This is a genomic window from Oleiphilus sp. HI0117, from assembly GCF_001635235.1.
Genome location: NZ_LWGA01001142.1, coordinates 1 through 16,535 on the forward strand (window position 1 = coordinate 1; position 16,535 = coordinate 16,535).

A 16,535-nucleotide genomic window follows, 5' to 3' on the forward strand; every position below is an offset into this window, starting at 1 on the left:
CGAGCGCTGGTATTGGCGGTCAATAAGTGGGATGGAATGACCCAAGATGACAAAAAGTCAGTAAAGAGAGAGTTGGATAGACGTTTAGTTTTCCTTGACTATGCACCTATTCATTTCATCTCAGCCAAACATGGAACCGGCGTGGGGGATTTATATAAGTCTATCGACCAGGGTTATAAATCTGCTTTCGATAAGTGGCCGACCAAACGTTTGACAGAGTTGCTTTCAGATTTAGTATCTGATCACCAACCACCAATTGTTCGTGGCCGACGGGTCAAGCTTCGTCATGCTCACCAGGGGGGATCAAATCCGCCTATCATCGTAGTGCATGGATCTAAGACTGATGACCTGCCAGATAGCTACAAACGTTATCTAGAGAAGAGCTTCAGGAAAGTACTTAAGATTAAAGGTACACCCATTCGTTTTGAATTTAAGTCGAGTGATAACCCTTTCGCTAGTCCGACTAACAAAATGAATGAGAAGCAGAGAGCTAAAAAAGCCCGTATTACCAAATCCAGAGAATTTGGTAACCGCCGTGGTAAAAACTCAACACGTAAGAGTAAAGGAAAGGGCAGTACTTCTCGTTAATTGATTTTAACGAGGGCTTGCCTAGGTGTTTAGCTTTCTATGACTGAACTGCATCCCCCTAAAGAAGATATTTGCCCCAGATGTGGCAAAGCAAACCTATGCTTGAATGTCATTAAAAAAGACCTTTCAACGGGGGCTATGATACCACCTAATACTGTTAGTATTCAGGAAGAGCCTTGTTGGTGCGCCTCCGTTAAATTGAACTCTAATCAACGGGCTGAAGCATCAAAATTTGGTAATGGTTTATGTTGTTTGTGCGCAAGCTGCATTGCTGAAATTCAAGCGATATAGCTGCCCTATTACCACTTTAAAAAAAGAAAAAGCCTATTTCCCCCTGTATGTGATCTCGTAAATATTTGTTACTTTCCCTTCACAGAGCCTTTTAAGTCGCTTTATACTCGAACCGTAGTGTGCAAAAAATAAACAGTTTTTGCATCACACCAAAATTTATATTTGCGCGTTCCCTCTATCGACGCGAGGTTACCACCTCTTACGACTTGTTTGAGTAGTCGTGGTCATAAGCCAGTATATATTCAAACAATCGTAAGTTATTCTGAGAGGATAGCATCATGTTTGAATTACTGGATCAACACCAGGTCAATGAGCTGCACGTCAGATATGACGTTAGTAGTGGTCTCAAGGCATTTATTGCCATTCACAATACCGTTCTTGGCCCAGCACTAGGTGGCTGCCGTTTTATTAAATACCCAAGTGAATCACACGCCCTTCAAGATGCGCTGAACTTAGCTAAAGGCATGAGCTACAAAGCTGCCTTGGCAGAGCTTCCTCAAGGCGGTGGCAAGTCGGTCATCATGGTTCCTGATCGTCACTTTGATCGAAGGTCATTATTTAGTGAGTTCGGGCGCTTTGTTGAATCCTTAAACGGTCGGTATATTACTGCGATTGACTCCGGCACCAGTGCGAGAGAAATGGATATTATTCAGACTGTGACATCTCATGTTACCAGTACGAGTGATGCTGGTAACCCGTCAAGTTATACCGCTGCTGGTGTATTTGAAGGAATAAAGGCAAGCGTCAATTTCAAGTTAGGAACAGAAAGCTTAAAAGGTCTACGTATTGCTATTCAGGGAATTGGCAATGTTGGTTACGAACTTGGTTTGCTGCTCGCAGAATCTGGTGCAGAGATTGTTGTGGCTGATATTAATAGAGAAAGGGTTGAGTCCGCCTTAAGAGAGTTTGCAAGTCACGCAGTCAGTCCTGAGCAGATTGTTCAGGAGCCATGCGTTGTCTTTGCCCCCTGCGGTTTAAGTAATGTCATCAATGAGTCTTCCCTTGAACGTTTGAGCTGCCGAATAATTGCCGGGTCAGCAAACGTTCAATTAGCGAAACCTGAGCTTGGGCAGCGCCTGCATGAAAAGGGAATATTGTACGCTCCCGATTACGTGATTAACTCTGGAGGTTTGATTTATGCCTCGCTAACCCACAGTGAGTCTTTGCGTTCGGACTTTGAGCTGGTTTCAAGAAATGAAGTTTTACAGGCCAGAATACATGAAAAAATATTGCAGATAGGTCGAACCTTAGAAGAGGTTTATCAAGGCTCAAGCTCAAAAGGCAGGGCAACAAGTGTTGTTGCCGACCAGCTAGCCGAAGAAAAATTGACTCGTCTTCAAGACTTTGCAGCATAGAGGAGGCGGTATGAAATCTTATACTTTTGAAGAAAACCTTAGGTTTGATGTAAGTTTTTCGAAATTTCTTGGCGATGACGGGCAGCTTAAGCAGTCTTTACCGGATTCTCTACTGCTCAAAGAAGAAATGCTAAAAGCTTATGAAACGATGGTTTTGATCAGAGCTTTTGACCATAAGGCTATCGCTTTACAACGAACTGGCAAGCTTGGAACTTACCCTTCAGTTCTAGGCCAGGAAGCAATTGGTACGGCCATTGGTATGGCGCTCAGCCCAGATGATATTTTTGCGCCTTATTACCGCGACTTCGCTACCCAATATTTGCGAGGGGTGTCTTTAAAAGAGATGTTGATGTATTGGGGAGGCTTGGAACGTGGTAGTGATTATAAATCATGCCCAAATGATTTCCCTGTTTGTGTGCCAATAGCGACACAATATGGCCACGCTGCCGGTGCAGCTGTTGCTCTGAAAACCAAAGGCATACATCAAGCATCTCTTGTTACGTGTGGTGAGGGCGCGACCTCGAAAGGCGACTTTCTCGAAACACTAAATCTGGCAGGGGCGTGGCAACTACCCTTGGTAATGGTTGTAAATAACAATCAATGGGCTATTTCGACCCCCCGCGATATTCAGTGCGGCGCGCAAACGATTGCCCAAAAAGCGATTGGCGCCGGGATTGAGGGACTGGTTGTTGATGGTAACGACTATTTTGCCGTGCGTCATGCAGTCAATATAGCACTGGAGAAAGCCTACGCAGGTAAAGGTGCAACGCTTATTGAAGCGGTGAGTTATCGCTTAGGGGATCATACTACCGCCGATGATGCTTCACGTTATCGCAGTGATTCTGAGCTGAAGTCAGCCTGGGACAAGGAGCCTATTTCAAGACTAAAAACTTTTTTACTGTCTAAAGGATACTGGTCGGAATCCAAGGAGAAAGAACTTCTCATACGAATTAAGAAGAAAATTAGTGAGGCTGTTGAAGCCTATCTTATAGAGGAGGATGACGTACCTGAGGCGATGTTTGATTATCTCTTCGAAACACTACCTGAGCCACTGCTTGACCAATACGCGCAGGTCAAATTGCTTGGTATGAAAAACACTAAAAAAATAAGCCCGCAATGTGAAGGGACAAGGTTTGAAAATACCGACGCTCAGGATAAGTTGAAGCCAGTTGATATGGAGGGGCATAGCCATGAATGATATGAATCTTACTAAAGCAATAGATGACTGTGCTCCTGAAAGTGTTGGCGCATCGAAGGTCTGTATTATTGAGGCCGTTAATATGGCATTGCATCGCGCAATGGCAGAAAGTGAAGAAGTGGTTGTGCTTGGCGAAGATGTTGCTGTTAATGGCGGTGTTTTTCGCGCAACGGAGGGCTTGCGAGAAGCATATGGTGTGCGTCGGGTTATGGATACACCACTAGCTGAAACGATGATTGCAGGCATGACTATAGGAATGGCAGCTCAAGGCCTGCGTCCGGTTGCAGAAATACAGTTTATGGGCTTCATTTATGCTTCAATGGAGCACTTGGTTAGCCATGCTTCACGTATGCGTAATCGCACACGTGGGCGCCTTTCTTGCCCCATGGTTATTCGCGCCCCCTATGGCGGGGGAATTCATGCACCCGAACATCATAGTGAAAGTACCGAGGCAATGTTTGCGCATATTCCGGGTATTCGGGTTATACAGCCTAGCTCTCCAAAAAGGGCTTATGGACTGCTTTTGTCAGCGATTCGTTCCAATGACCCTGTTATATTTTTGGAGCCAAAGCGCATTTATCGTTTATTTCATAGTGAGGTAAAGGATGATGGCGAAGGCTTGCCATTGGATAAGTCCTTTCTATTGCGTCAAGGAAGGGATATGACTTTAGTTTCATGGGGTGCGAGTATAAATGAAACTATGCAAGCGGCAAGTTTATTGGCTAGGGATGGGATTGAGTGTGAGGTGATAGACGTTGCCAGTATTTCTCCTATAGACCACGACACTATTATCCAGTCGGTTCAAAAAACTGGTCGCTGCATAGTTATTCATGAGGCGCCAAGAAGCTGTGGGCTGGGTGCGGAGATTGCAGCAACGGTTTCTGAAAGAGCCTTCCCTTACTTAAGGGAACCCGTGGCGAGGATCACTGGTTATGACACGGTAATGCCATATTTTCGTAACGAATCAAGCTACCTGCCTGGCGTAGAGCAAATAACTGAATTGGCAGCGGTGATGTGCAGGGCCGTAACACCGGTTGACGCAGACGGAAACAAGGAGGCTTAGCTATGAGCAAATTTTATCTACCTGATCTCGGTGAAGGCCTCCAGGGTGCAGAAATTATTGAGTGGAAGATTAAGCCTGGCGATATGGTCTTGGTTGATCAGTTGATTTTAGTTGTCGAAACGGCAAAAGCAATTGTGGAAATTCCATCTCCTGTGGAAGCTAGAATCGGGAAAATTCACTGTAAAGCGGGCGACATGGTTGATGTGGGTTCAGTGTTATTAGAATACACTGAGAAGGAAAATGCTGAGTCCCCGATAGGTAAAGATACTTCGATATCGGAGTATCTAGGCGTCTCTCAAAATGTGCAAAAGAGCGTATCGGTCGTTGGAAGTTTGCAAACTGCAGAAGGTGAAAAGGATGTCGATCAATATGAGGATATGATTGTTGATCATGCCAGCCCGCCTGACAGTGCGCTTTTAAAGCAGAAACAGACTTTAAATGCTCCGCCTTCTGTCAGGGTCTTTGCAGAAAAAATAGGCCTGACAGAACAGCTCAGTGAAAAGTCTTATGGGATGCTTACAGAGAAAGGAATTCTGGAAGCTCATTACAAGAAGAATGAGCTGAAAGGAAGTTCTCCTGGGAGATGTAGTGATTCAATCACTAAATTAACAGGTGCCAGGAAAGTCATGGCGCAAACGATGAGTAAATCTCATGAACAAATTCCAGCCGTAACGCTGTTCGATGATGCCAATATTTGTACTTGGAAGAAAAGTGAGGACATCACGCTCCGATGTATTAAAGCACTTGTCTTTGCGTGTATGAAGGAGCCAATACTCAATGCCTGGTTTGATGAGGAAGCTTTAGGTATTCAGTTATTCGAAGATATTCATTTAGGTGTGGCGGTTAATTCCGCGCAGGGTTTATACGTTCCGGTGATTCGAAAGGTGCAAACTCTAGACGATGCTAGAATCAGAAAAATCATGAAGAAACAGATTCAATCAGTTCATGACCGTACGATTAAGCCTCAAAAGCTACTTGGTGCAACGATTAGTCTAAGCAACTTTGGCTCGTTAAGCGGGCGTTACGCTACACCTATAATTGTTCCGCCACAGGTTTCGATCATGGGTGTGGGGAAAATTCGTGATGAGCCTGTCGTTGAAAACGGACAGATAAAGGTTGGTCGAGTTATGCCTATATCGCTGAGCTTTGATCATCGCGCAGCCAGCGGTGCAGAGGCGGCCAGGTTTATGCAGGCTTTTATCGAGTCGTTAGAGTCTTAAGGGCTCTCTGGTGCTTTGTTTCTCTGAGTGATCTACAGAGTTTCAAGTCTATACAAGTGATTGACCAAGGTCTCGCTTTATGTGAATGTGGTCTTGCGTTTGTGCAGTAGTCAATACCGCACAATAGATAGGTACTCCACAACAATAGACGAGACTTTTATGGATACAGTTAGAATTATCTATCCCGCTATCGCGATGTTTTTATTAACCTCTTTTTTAGTTTTTAAACTAGGGTTAACACGCTTTGCGGCAATTAAACGCGGTGAAGTTAGTATGAAGTACTATCGTTCATACAATGAAGGGCAGGAGCCGCAAAGGCTCCATATTCTCACTCGCCATATTCATAACCACTTTGAGGTACCACCCTTATTTTATGTTGGGGTTATACTCACTTATATCACGGATAGCGTTGGTCTTGTGTCAGTTGTCGCTGCTTGGTTGTATGTGGCTTTGCGGCTAGTACATTCTTTTGTCCACTTGGGTAACAACAATGTCAGCCTAAGGTTTGCGAGCTTTGCTGCGAGTATGATGGCTTTAGCAGTGTTGTGGCTCGCCATGTTGTTTGCGTTGGTATAGTACTCGTAAGCACTTGTTTATCTGTCACATCGCAGTAACTTGAAGCGTTGTTTTCCCTCAAGAATCTCTGACTCTGGCCAGATCGCATTTGCCTTTTGCTCAAATGCTGCGTTCTGTGCCAGAATTTGAAGTTCTTCACTTATGGCTTTATCACTTCGTGTAATAAAAGCGTTTTCTGTCGGTACACTCGCTTCAAATGTATTGATCAATTCGCAGTTCTCGTCATTGGCAAAGATGATGTGCTTGGCTCCAGGGTTTAGTTCAATAAATGAGCAGCCAGAGAGCGCTGTACCGAGTATGAGTGCAGTAAACTTTGAAGACCGTTTGACTGAGGGGTAGCTATATTTAAGCAGCATCGTTATCGTCCTTTATTGTGACTAACGCATAGCTGACTGAAGGCATTTCCTTGCATCCATTTATACGTTTTTGGTTGAGTTTCATTCTTCTTCAGGGATAATGCATGTCAGAAAATTGCTGTGCAGTTCGGACGATTAGTTTAATCCCTTGTCACAAACTATATAGCAGCGATATAAGCTTGTTTTCTATCGGTAATTTTTTCATGAGTTTACAGTATAAGATAGTGCCGGTAACGGCTTTTGAGCAGAACTGCTCAATTTTGTGGTGCGATCAGAGTAAAAAAGCGGCAGTTGTCGACCCTGGTGGTGATTTACCCAAAATTTTGGCTGAGCTTGAATCTTTAGGCCTTCAGCTTGATAAGGTAATTTTGACACATGCGCATATTGATCATGCCGGTGCAACGGCGGATTTAGCTGAGCAGAGTGGGGTGCCTGTCGTTGGCCCTCATAAAGAAGATAAGTTTTGGATTGATATGCTGCCTCAGCAGAGCCAGATGTTTGGTTTTCCTGCTGCCAAGATCTTTACGCCTGACCAGTGGCTGGAACAGGGCGATACGGTTGAAGTGGGGAGCGAGATTCTCGAAGTGCTACATTGTCCTGGTCATACGCCAGGCCATGTCGTTTTTTACCATCGAGGTAGTGATTTATTGGTCGTTGGTGACGTTCTTTTTCAAGGCTCAATCGGGCGTACGGATTTCCCTAAGGGCGACTTCGACACGCTTGCGAAGTCGATTCGATCTAAGCTTTGGGCATTGGCGGATGAAACGAAATTCATTCCGGGTCATGGCCCGATGTCGACCATAGGGCATGAAAAAGCCAACAACCCCTTTGTTGGTGGTTACGGCTAGTAAGGTATACAGATAATATTTAAGCGCTCGATACCAGCGTTGACACAGTAAAAAATCAGATAGGCATAACGTTAATGACACAAATGGTAAGAACACGAATCGCACCATCCCCAACGGGTGACCCTCATGTTGGTACAGCATATATTGCATTGTTTAATATGTGTTTCGCCAAGCAACACGGAGGTAAGTTTATCCTTCGAATTGAAGATACTGACCAAGCGAGAAGCACGCCAGAATCGGAACGTGATATTTTATCTTCAATGAAGTGGTTAGGGCTTGATTGGGACGAAGGTCCAGATGTAGGTGGTGATTATGGGCCTTATCGCCAGAGTGAGCGAAAAGACGACTATCGTGCCTATGCCGAGCAGTTGGTCGAACAGGGTAATGCCTTTTATTGTTTTCGTACACCAGAAGAGCTTGATGCGATTCGTGAAGAGCGAAAAGCGGCGGGTTTAAACCCTGGGATTAAAGGTGACCTTGAGTTATCTAGTGACGAAGTCAAAGAACGTTTAGCTCGTGGCGATGCGCATGTTATTCGTATGAAAGTTCCGGACGAAGGTGTTTGCGAAATTGACGATATGTTACGTGGCAAGATAGAGATTGACTGGTCTCAGGTCGATTCTCAAATTCTGCTTAAGTCAGACGGTATGCCTACTTATCACCTGGCGAATGTAGTTGATGACCATTTGATGGCGATCACGCATGTTATCCGTGGTGAAGAGTGGATTAACTCGGCACCTAAGCACCAGTTGTTGTATAAGTATTTTGGCTGGGATATGCCTGTGCTATGTCACATGCCATTATTACGAAACCCGGATAAGAGCAAGCTAAGCAAGCGTAAGAACCCAACCAGTATTAATTATTATGAGCGTGCTGGTTTTTTACCCGAGTCAGTCATTAACTATTTGGGGCGAATGGGTTGGTCTATGCCTGATGAGCGTGAGAAATTTACACTACAGGAAATGATTGAGAACTTCGATATTAAACGTGTTTCGCTTGGTGGACCGATTTTCGACGTCGAAAAGCTAAGCTGGTTGAATGGCGTGTGGATTCGTGAAAATCTAAGTGCTGACGAATTTATGGCGCGCGCTCAAGCTTGGGCATTCAACGAGGCAAACCTTAAACCTTTGGTTGAGCATGTACAGGGGCGTGTATCGACCTTTGCTGACATCGCACCATTAAGCACCTTTATGTTTTCAGGTATGCTGGAATTACAGGCTGCAGATTTTGCGCATAAAAAACTAGAAGAAGGGCAAGTTAAACGCGTGTTGCAGTTTGCTTTGTGGCAATTGGAATCATTACGTGATTGGAACAAAGATAATATCTTTGCCGAGATTAAGGCTTTGTCCAAGGTGATGGAGTTTAAGATAGGTGATTGCATGCAGCCAATCTTTATCGCTATTGCTGGTACACCAAACTCTTGGTCAGTAGTCGATTCTATGGCGCTTTTAGGGCCAGATATGAGTCGTGCCAGGCTGCGTCATGCTGTTAGCATATTGGGTGGCTTTTCCAAGAAAGAAACCAAGCGAGTAGAGAAGGAATATCAATCGCTTAGCGCAGAAATCAAAAAGTTAAAAGAAGTGTAAAAATAGTCTTGACTCGGGGGGGAGACTTCAATAATATACGCCCCCGTTGAATGATGCACAGCACACCAGTGCGGGGCCATAGCTCAGCTGGGAGAGCGCGACGCTGGCAGCGTTGAGGTCTGCGGTTCGATCCCGCATGGCTCCACCAAATCATTCAGGACAGTTTACTGTCCCCTTCGTCTAGAGGCCTAGGACACCGCCCTTTCACGGCGGTAACAGGGGTTCGACTCCCCTAGGGGACGCCATATAAAAAACCTCGATATCAATTTGATATCGAGGTTTTTTTTCGCCTGTAGAAAGTTGAGTATAGCCATTGTTACTTTCTCTCAGTCTTTTTCGGGCTATTTACTTGTCTACTGTAGTTGTTCTATGTGTTTTTCTCTGCCGATACTCAGTTAAATTTGTTTTTTAGAGGCTCATAAAGGAGGGGGATTAGCAGATCAAATCTGCCTGATGGATTTTTGACGTTTACTGGGTGTTAGTAGGTATTATGTTTGACGAAATCCGTACTCGAGACTTTTAAGTGAAATATGTTTGTGTATAAGGTATTGAATATAATAAGAAAATAAAAAGTAATCAAAGTTATTTATGAAGTTGGCATGCTAATCGCTTAATGTGAATCAACTAAATAAAAATGTACTTCAAAGAGAAGTACAAATACAAAAAATTGATTAATTAGCAGATTAAATTGACGGGTGATAAATATGTTCGCAACTAACAACGAAGTACAAATGGTGGAAAAGACTGAAACATCAAATGTTGTAAATATCCGTAGCGCACGTAAAGCACAAGAAAAAGCACAGCAAGAGTTATTAGATTATATGATGTGGACAATGAAGCACGATATGGATCCACACCGGTTGCATGATGACCCAATCGAAGTGTTTCGTGAGGAAATGAAAGCAAAAATGAAATCAGCGCAAGACGTAGCCTAAGCTGCTAGCTGTAGTTACGGAGTATAAATAGAAGCGCAGTCAACGCGACAATATAATAAACTGATTTGGCCTGAGTTGGTTTATCTATAAAAGGGAAGCATAGAGCTTCCCTTTTTTTGTGTCTTAGCTTCATAATATATCGATGACAGAAGATCTATTTGAAACTAGTGCTCACGCTTACCCCGAAGCAATTGATATTGGCTTAGATGGTGGGGCCTTAAGTTATTACCGTCACTTTTATTCTCGCAGTGAAGCTGACAGCTTATTTAAGTCTTTGCTTTGCGATATCGAATGGCAGCAAGAGTATATTCAAATGTATGGTGTCGAGCGCCCAATACCGCGGCTCAGTGCATGGTATGGTGATCCTAACATCTCTTACAGCTATTCTGGGATCGCTGCAAAGCCGAAAAACTGGACGCCCTTATTGCAAAATATAAAGATCTTGGTAGAGCAGCGTACGGGTGAAATATTCAATGGTGTCTTGGTCAACCGCTACCGTAATGGTCAAGACAGCGTATCCTGGCATAGTGATGACGAATCAAGCTTAGGCCCTGACCCGATTATCGCTTCACTTAGCTTTGGTCAAAGTCGCTACTTCCAGCTAAAACACAAAAGGAAAGAGGGAGAAAAATATCAGCTGGAGCTTGAGCACGGTTCTTTATTGCTAATGAAATCCGGCGTGCAAAAGAATTGGTTACACCAGGCGCCAAAAACTCGACGCGAGGTTGCAGAGCGAATTAATCTAACTTTCCGACGAATTATGTAAGGGGCGTGTCTTTATTTGGAAACAGCAATAGAGCCTTTTCCGACGCCTTCGTAGGCATTGACGCGATAATGGTTGGCGGGCTTCATTTCTTTACAGCGTAGGGCGACATGTTGAGCAATTAACTCAACAGTTGAGTCGCTATCAATTAAGTAGACACGTTTGGCAGGGAGCGTAACACTAAACTTACCTTGTTGTGCTCTATAGGCAAACGTTACGTGCGCTTTACCGTCAATATCAAACTCCTCGACAATATCTTCTTGCGTACCTATATAAATATTTCGGAAGCAAGCCGCCCAATAGTCTTCTAAGTCGAAATTTCGTTGGTGGTTTTCAAATATCTCAATTTTTGAACGGTGACCGTGAACGATTCTCTGGCAGTTGCCGTCATGTTTTTTGAGGCCGTGGCTATAGTGGTAATAAGCACCGTCAATGTGCTCCTCACTAAGAGAAAGTTCGACCTTACTGACATTGTCAGGAAGGGCATTAAGAATTATTGTTTCGAGATAAGCTGCAACGGTTTTAGTATTGATGGTTTTTACATCAAGTACTAGCACCGCTGATTCCGGGGATATGTGTTGATAAGACCCCATGACGTTTTTCCAATTTAGCTCACACACACCTTTATCTTGTTTTACTTCAAGGTTTTTGGCTTGTGCTGATATCACAAAGCGGTGATCGAGTTCTTCATCGATTATTTGCTTAATCTGCTTTTTTACATGACCGAAGTCAAAGACCATTCCCTGATCATCCAGCTCACCACTAAGCACTATGTCCACGATCCAGCTTTCACCGAGTATCCCGCGTTGAAAGTCATAGTAAGAGAAATCGATAACACTGAGGTTGTTAACAAACAGCTGGTTCATAAGTTTTCCTGAATGAAAGCAGGGGAGTCCCGACCTATCGTGTAATGATATCAAAGGATAGGTAGGGATTCCCCGACATTTTACAGTTTTTTTCCTTTTCTTGGTTTTTTGTAACATATTGAATACTTAACTTGTTAAATCAGGTGTTTAGATTAGCCTTAATAGACACTAGTTAACTAAAGTTCCTATTAATATCGGCTTTCATGGCAGAATTTTCCGTATCCATCAAGCTTAAGACCCAGTTGCTGCAGGCGTTAGCCCAGCAGGTTGCCGTGTCGTTTAATGACGGCATTGGAAAAGCGATTCACGCTACCTCAGCTCAGTTATATAAGAAACTAGATGATGCTGAGGATTGGCTGCGAGCGGATTTTTCTTTAGCCATTAATCTTCTAGAAGCAAATAGTGAATGGTTTGCTGCACAGGTTGCAAACAATGCTATTGGCGCTCTGAAGGAGGTTGAGCAGAGTTTATCAAATGAAGAGGTGCTCAGTGATGAACTAGAGCAAGTGAAAACTGATACACAAAAGCCGCATGGTGGCGATAAGCTTGACCTTGACTCACTTAGTCTTGTCTCCAAAGATGACTTTGAAGATTGGCTTAGTGCCAATATGGGTATCAAGTACCTAGAAGCTGAACTTGGTTACGAGCTTCATGAGGTTTGTTTAATTGTTTCGTACCTGTTTGGAGAAACAATTGGAAAGGAAGATTGTCCTCTGGCACCCCATGCAATTTTCAGCACCTTAAAAACAGCTATCGAGCAACTAGAAATCCCGGCGGCTCCCCAGATTGTCATCTATAAAGCGCTGTCTCGTAGCTTTCTTGAAGACTTAAGAGAGTCATATCTTGAGATAATCGGCACTGTCAAAAAAGTCCAAGTTAATTACAAGCCTAAGCAAACTCAAGAGCCGTTAACAAAGACAGAAAGTGAAGCAGATGCCGCACAAGAAGCCAGTTCAGCCGAAGAGACAGTAAATCACAATGTTGAAGGGCTGAGTGATGCACCAGTTATTGGAGGGGGCTCTTCAGCCGCGTCTATCCTTGAAAATCGCCACCAATATAAAGCTCAAGAAAACAGCACATTAGATACTTTGTCACGTCTGCACACCTCCTCTACTAGTGGGGGGCAATTAGGCTTAGCTTCTGCTGGGGAAGAAATCGATGCAAACTCGCAAAGTATACCTGTAGGTCAATACGCGCCTGCTCAGTTAGTTGGTGCAATTAGCCAATTACAGCAAGTTAGAGATGATACCGAGCTAATCGAACGTAAGAAGTTACGTACTTGGATTGAAAGTGGTCTAAGTGAAATGCCGGGCGGTGCCAAGAATATTGGCCAGCAAGAATCCGAGCTAATCGATGTGACGGATCGCTTTTTCGAAGTCATTGTCGAGAAAATCGGTGTCAGTGGTTTGCTCGAGCGTTGGTTAGAAAAACTTAAACTCACTATTCTTAAGGTAGTTCTTCGAGATAAAACTTTCTTCTCTAATGCTTCGCATCCAGCGCGTCAATTGTTGAATAAACTAGCCAAGCTTTCAGCGAGCGAGAAGTCTGATAAGAAACGACTAGAGAAAGTTTTGGATCGCTATATCGGTAAGGTTGTAAGTGACTTTGACCATGATGATCAAGCGATAGAAAAAGTTGTAAAAGAGCTAGATGATTTATTAGAACGCCAAGCAATCGCGCAAAAACGTAATTCGGATCGCATTGCTCGGGCCTATGAGGGAAAGCAGAAGGTAGCAAGTGCTCGTCATAAAGTTGTAACAGACCTTAATGAACTTTTGCAGGGACAGTCAGTTCCGGTTGTACTGATGGAGCTTCTTGATAAAGCCGGGTGGCGTGAGCATTTGGCCTTAGTCGCTGTTCGCGATGGCGAAACAAGTGAAGGCTATACCGAAGCATTAAATGTTGTAGATGTACTTTTATCGTGGTTGGGTGAAGAGGTTGATGATAGTGACCAATGGGCCGTTGAACTAGAAATGGAGTTGGAAGCGCCTTCTATATTAGAACTAATCACAAAAGAGTTAACAATTGTTGGGCCTGTTGGATATGAGACGGTATTGCAGCGACTGGAAGATTGTTTGTTCCATGATGTTGATCCGCTGCTCGTCAAGATTGATCGATACGAATGGCCTTACGAGAAAACTGAAAAAGAGATTAAAGACCTGCGTCCAGATCAGGGTCAGGACCCACAAGCTTCTCATTGGCATAAGCGCGTAGTGACGATGAAAGTTGGTGAATGGGTTGAAATAAAAGATGATCAAGGGCGTGCCAGATGCTTGCGCCTCGCCTGGTCAGGAAGTGAGTCTTTCCGGTTCGTATTTGTTGATAGCCAAGGCATGAAAGATGAAGATATGCCTTTGGATAAGTTGGTCGAACTGTTTAAAGCTAATAAAGCAAGCTTTGTTGATAACGATGAAGTGCCCTTGGTTGACCAAGGCTTACATCAAATGGTTCAGTCTGTTTACGAAGAACTTGCTAGCCAGTCTAGTTGTGATGTATTGACAGGTTTACTTAATCGTCAGGCATTTGAACGCGGCTTAGAACAAAGTATTTCCGGTGCTGTTACTAATCAAAGTAAAGCGACTTTGATTTATATCGATGTCGATAAGTTCAATTTAACCAATACCAGCTATGGGCATCATGCTGGTGATGCTTTATTGAAGCATGTTGCTCAGACCATTAAAGCACAAGGCCTGGAAGATGCATTTTGCGGGCGTTTGGGTGGTAATGAATTTGGTATGATTTTGGTCAATTGTTCGCTTGAAACGACAAACGATGTAGCAGAAAATATTTGTAAAGAAGTCAGTTCGCAAAGCTTTACTTGGGAAGACCATGCTATCAATACGACGGTGAGTATTGGTGTTGCCGATTTTGAAGTTGAAATTGACTCCTACGACACCTTGATGCGAAAAGCGGGTGTCGCATGCGACTCTGCTAAAGAGCATGGGCGAAATCGCGTTGTACTGTATGAAGCGCTAGACAAAGACCAGCACAAGCGTGATCAGATGTTGGAGTGGGTTCAAAAGCTTGATCAGGATCTCGATGAATTGCTGACACTTCGCTGTCAGGAAATTCGTCCGATCACCACCGACCCCAATGCCAAGCCTCATTACGAAATTCTTTTGGGTGTTAGGGATAATGGTCAGGTATTGCCGCCTGTTATGTTGATCGAAGCAGCAGAACACTTTGGACGAATGGCGATGGTTGACCGCTGGGTGATACAGAACGTATTGCGTTGGATGGAGACACATGAAGAGTCTGTTGCTAAATCTGATGGCTTCTCAATTAATTTGTCTGGCAACTCTTTAAGTGATGATTCATTCCTTGAGTTTATACTAGGGCAGTTTGCAGCTAGCACGATTCCTCCGGAAATGATTTGTTTTGAGATTACTGAAACTGCAGCCATTACAAATCTGGCTGATGCGATCGAATTTATACGGGTACTAAAGCAGACTGGATGTAAGTTCTCACTAGATGACTTCGGTTCAGGTCTTTCGTCCTATGCTTACATTCAAAAACTTCCTGTTGATTTTATTAAAATCGACGGTGTGTTTATCCGCAATATCGCTAACAACGAACGTGACCAGGCTTTGGTCAAATCAATTAATGAGTTAGCTCACTTTATGGGTATGAAAACAGTTGCTGAATATGTAGAAAACTATGAAATTCTGAATGTTCTAAGAACTATTGGTGTTGACCACTCTCAAGGCTTTGGAATTAAAAAACCTGGTTTATTAGAAGAGTTAGCTTAAGTATAAGGCTTTGTGCTTGGAATACTTCAGCTATTCAGTACTTGTGAGTAGGCTGTGTAAACTCGCTTTTGGATCTCGATATTTTCGTCTTTTAGTCTCTCATCCAGTCGCTTGGCCGATTGGTTAATCTCTTGTTTAGAAAAGTTGCTAGGAATTGAGTGAGTCGCGTGGATTCGCTTGTAACTGGCGTAGTTCACTGGAAAGGGGCGGTAGGCTTTCTGAATCCCTTCATCAATAAGGTTAGCGACATCTTTATGGTCGTGTGTTTCAGAGATGCTTAGTGTATTTCCGAAGTCGATATGGATTTTACCCTTTTCTTCGCTCAGGCCTTTCTTACAAGAGATGAAATCATCAAACCGGTCTTTCTGATAGTCTGAGTTGTTTTCAGAGTTTATCAGTTCGTGAGCTTTGTCAATGTCACAAGGATCCCACTCGTAAGAGAAGCAGACAGGTACAATATTCAATGCGTTCATGTAATCGCTAAATGGTCGTTCCTTGGGCTTCGCTAAGATAAGCATTTTTATCAGGGCGGGGTTAGTTTTGTCTATATTGTCTTTTGCCCGGCCTTCCTTTTGCGCGATCCAAACGTTACCTTGCTGTGTAAAATGTAAATAACGAATGTACTCAGATTGTGTTTTCATCGCTTTAAGCATTGCTCTAGGAGACTTCAGAGATCTGAAGACCTTAAAGCAGCGGTTGAGTAAGGCAAGGTCGTTAGCAGCTGGGTGTTGAAGTAGGTTGTCACCGATAGCGCAATTTGAGGTAGAGAAACCATATTCCCTTAGCGCTTTATTAAGGATGAGTGGATCCATCACGATGTCTCGGTGGTTCGAGATAAAAACATAGGGCGTCGCAGGGTCTAGTTCATCAAGACCGGAAACGCTCAAATCATCATAGCTTGTTTCTATGTAGGGGAATATAGACTCTGCCACCCAGGCTTGAAAGGCATCAATCGAGTGAATATCAGCTAAACGCTCAAATTGAATCGGCGCTTGATTTTCGTCTGACTTGAATAGGCTCTTGATCACGGAAATAAGTTCTTTATCGCTCAGTAGTGCGCGCAATACTTGATTGACTTGCTTGTCCTCATAGCACTGAATTTCTTTAAAGCTTTCTTGCCATGCTATATTGAAAGAGACTG

14 protein-coding genes, 2 tRNA genes and 1 pseudogene are annotated in these 16,535 nt (G+C 43.6%); 14 read left to right on the forward strand and 3 right to left on the reverse strand.

All coding sequences use genetic code 11. The annotated features are described in order from the left end of the window. From A3757_RS20325 to A3757_RS20355, 7 genes and pseudogenes are all read left to right on the forward strand, one after another. Positions 1-588, forward strand: a pseudogene (locus A3757_RS20325) (ribosome biogenesis GTPase Der); the annotation flags it as partial. Positions 589-627: 39 nt separating this feature from the next. Then, the gene (locus tag A3757_RS28160; protein ID WP_068554609.1) at positions 628-879 is read left to right on the forward strand and encodes a cysteine-rich CWC family protein; all 252 of its coding nucleotides are present in this window, start codon (positions 628-630) and stop codon (positions 877-879) included. A gap of 278 nt (positions 880-1,157) precedes the next feature. Continuing rightward, entirely contained in the window at positions 1,158-2,234 is a 1,077-nt protein-coding gene (locus A3757_RS20335; RefSeq protein WP_068553033.1) for a Glu/Leu/Phe/Val dehydrogenase dimerization domain-containing protein, read from the forward strand. A 10-nt stretch (positions 2,235-2,244) separates the two neighbouring features. Beyond that, positions 2,245-3,432 carry a pyruvate dehydrogenase (acetyl-transferring) E1 component subunit alpha gene (gene pdhA, locus A3757_RS20340; RefSeq protein ID WP_068510584.1) on the forward strand — a complete coding sequence of 396 codons (1,188 nt, stop codon included), beginning with the start codon at positions 2,245-2,247 and terminating at the stop codon, positions 3,430-3,432. A gap of 1 nt (position 3,433) precedes the next feature. Then, a complete protein-coding gene (locus A3757_RS20345; RefSeq protein WP_068553035.1) occupies positions 3,434-4,495 on the forward strand; it encodes an alpha-ketoacid dehydrogenase subunit beta in 1,062 nt (353 codons plus the stop codon). Between the two features lie 2 nt (positions 4,496-4,497). Further along, complete coding sequence (locus A3757_RS20350; protein ID WP_068553034.1) at positions 4,498-5,715, forward strand: dihydrolipoamide acetyltransferase family protein; 1,218 nt, start codon at positions 4,498-4,500, stop codon at positions 5,713-5,715. A gap of 159 nt (positions 5,716-5,874) precedes the next feature. After that, positions 5,875-6,291 (forward strand): MAPEG family protein, encoded by a 417-nt coding sequence (locus A3757_RS20355; protein WP_068510580.1) that lies wholly within the window; start codon positions 5,875-5,877, stop codon positions 6,289-6,291. A gap of 17 nt (positions 6,292-6,308) precedes the next feature. On the opposite strand, the gene A3757_RS20360 is transcribed toward A3757_RS20355, so the two are convergent. Next, complete coding sequence (locus tag A3757_RS20360; RefSeq protein ID WP_068507198.1) at positions 6,309-6,647, reverse strand: hypothetical protein; 339 nt, start codon at positions 6,645-6,647, stop codon at positions 6,309-6,311. Between the two features lie 203 nt (positions 6,648-6,850). On the opposite strand from A3757_RS20360, the gene A3757_RS20365 reads away from it, so the two are divergent. The 6 genes from A3757_RS20365 to A3757_RS20390 all read left to right on the forward strand — a co-directional run bounded on the left by A3757_RS20365 (position 6,851) and on the right by A3757_RS20390 (position 10,782). Then, positions 6,851-7,495: an MBL fold metallo-hydrolase gene (locus A3757_RS20365; RefSeq protein WP_068510655.1), complete on the forward strand. Its 645-nt coding sequence runs from the start codon at positions 6,851-6,853 to the stop codon at positions 7,493-7,495. A 74-nt stretch (positions 7,496-7,569) separates the two neighbouring features. Then, positions 7,570-9,081: a glutamate--tRNA ligase gene (gltX, locus tag A3757_RS20370; RefSeq protein ID WP_068510577.1), complete on the forward strand. Its 1,512-nt coding sequence runs from the start codon at positions 7,570-7,572 to the stop codon at positions 9,079-9,081. 72 nt (positions 9,082-9,153) lie between these two features. Continuing rightward, positions 9,154-9,229: transfer RNA gene (locus tag A3757_RS20375), tRNA-Ala, on the forward strand. A 21-nt stretch (positions 9,230-9,250) separates the two neighbouring features. Next, positions 9,251-9,326, forward strand: a tRNA-Glu gene (locus tag A3757_RS20380). A 459-nt stretch (positions 9,327-9,785) separates the two neighbouring features. Then, complete coding sequence (locus tag A3757_RS20385) at positions 9,786-10,016, forward strand: hypothetical protein (RefSeq protein ID WP_068510574.1); 231 nt, start codon at positions 9,786-9,788, stop codon at positions 10,014-10,016. A 142-nt stretch (positions 10,017-10,158) separates the two neighbouring features. Then, on the forward strand, positions 10,159-10,782 hold the full coding sequence (locus A3757_RS20390) for an alpha-ketoglutarate-dependent dioxygenase AlkB (protein WP_068510570.1): 624 nt from the start codon (positions 10,159-10,161) through the stop codon (positions 10,780-10,782). An 11-nt stretch (positions 10,783-10,793) separates the two neighbouring features. Here the strand turns inward: A3757_RS20390 and A3757_RS20395 are convergent, their stop codons facing one another. After that, complete coding sequence (locus tag A3757_RS20395; protein WP_068510568.1) at positions 10,794-11,645, reverse strand: 6-carboxytetrahydropterin synthase; 852 nt, start codon at positions 11,643-11,645, stop codon at positions 10,794-10,796. 203 nt (positions 11,646-11,848) lie between these two features. On the opposite strand from A3757_RS20395, the gene A3757_RS20400 reads away from it, so the two are divergent. Then, entirely contained in the window at positions 11,849-15,394 is a 3,546-nt protein-coding gene (locus A3757_RS20400) for a DUF1631 family protein (RefSeq protein ID WP_068554828.1), read from the forward strand. A gap of 26 nt (positions 15,395-15,420) precedes the next feature. Here the strand turns inward: A3757_RS20400 and A3757_RS20405 are convergent. After that, the coding region (locus A3757_RS20405; protein ID WP_068740190.1) for a 1-acyl-sn-glycerol-3-phosphate acyltransferase at positions 15,421-16,535 on the reverse strand (1,115 nt) is incomplete at its 5' end.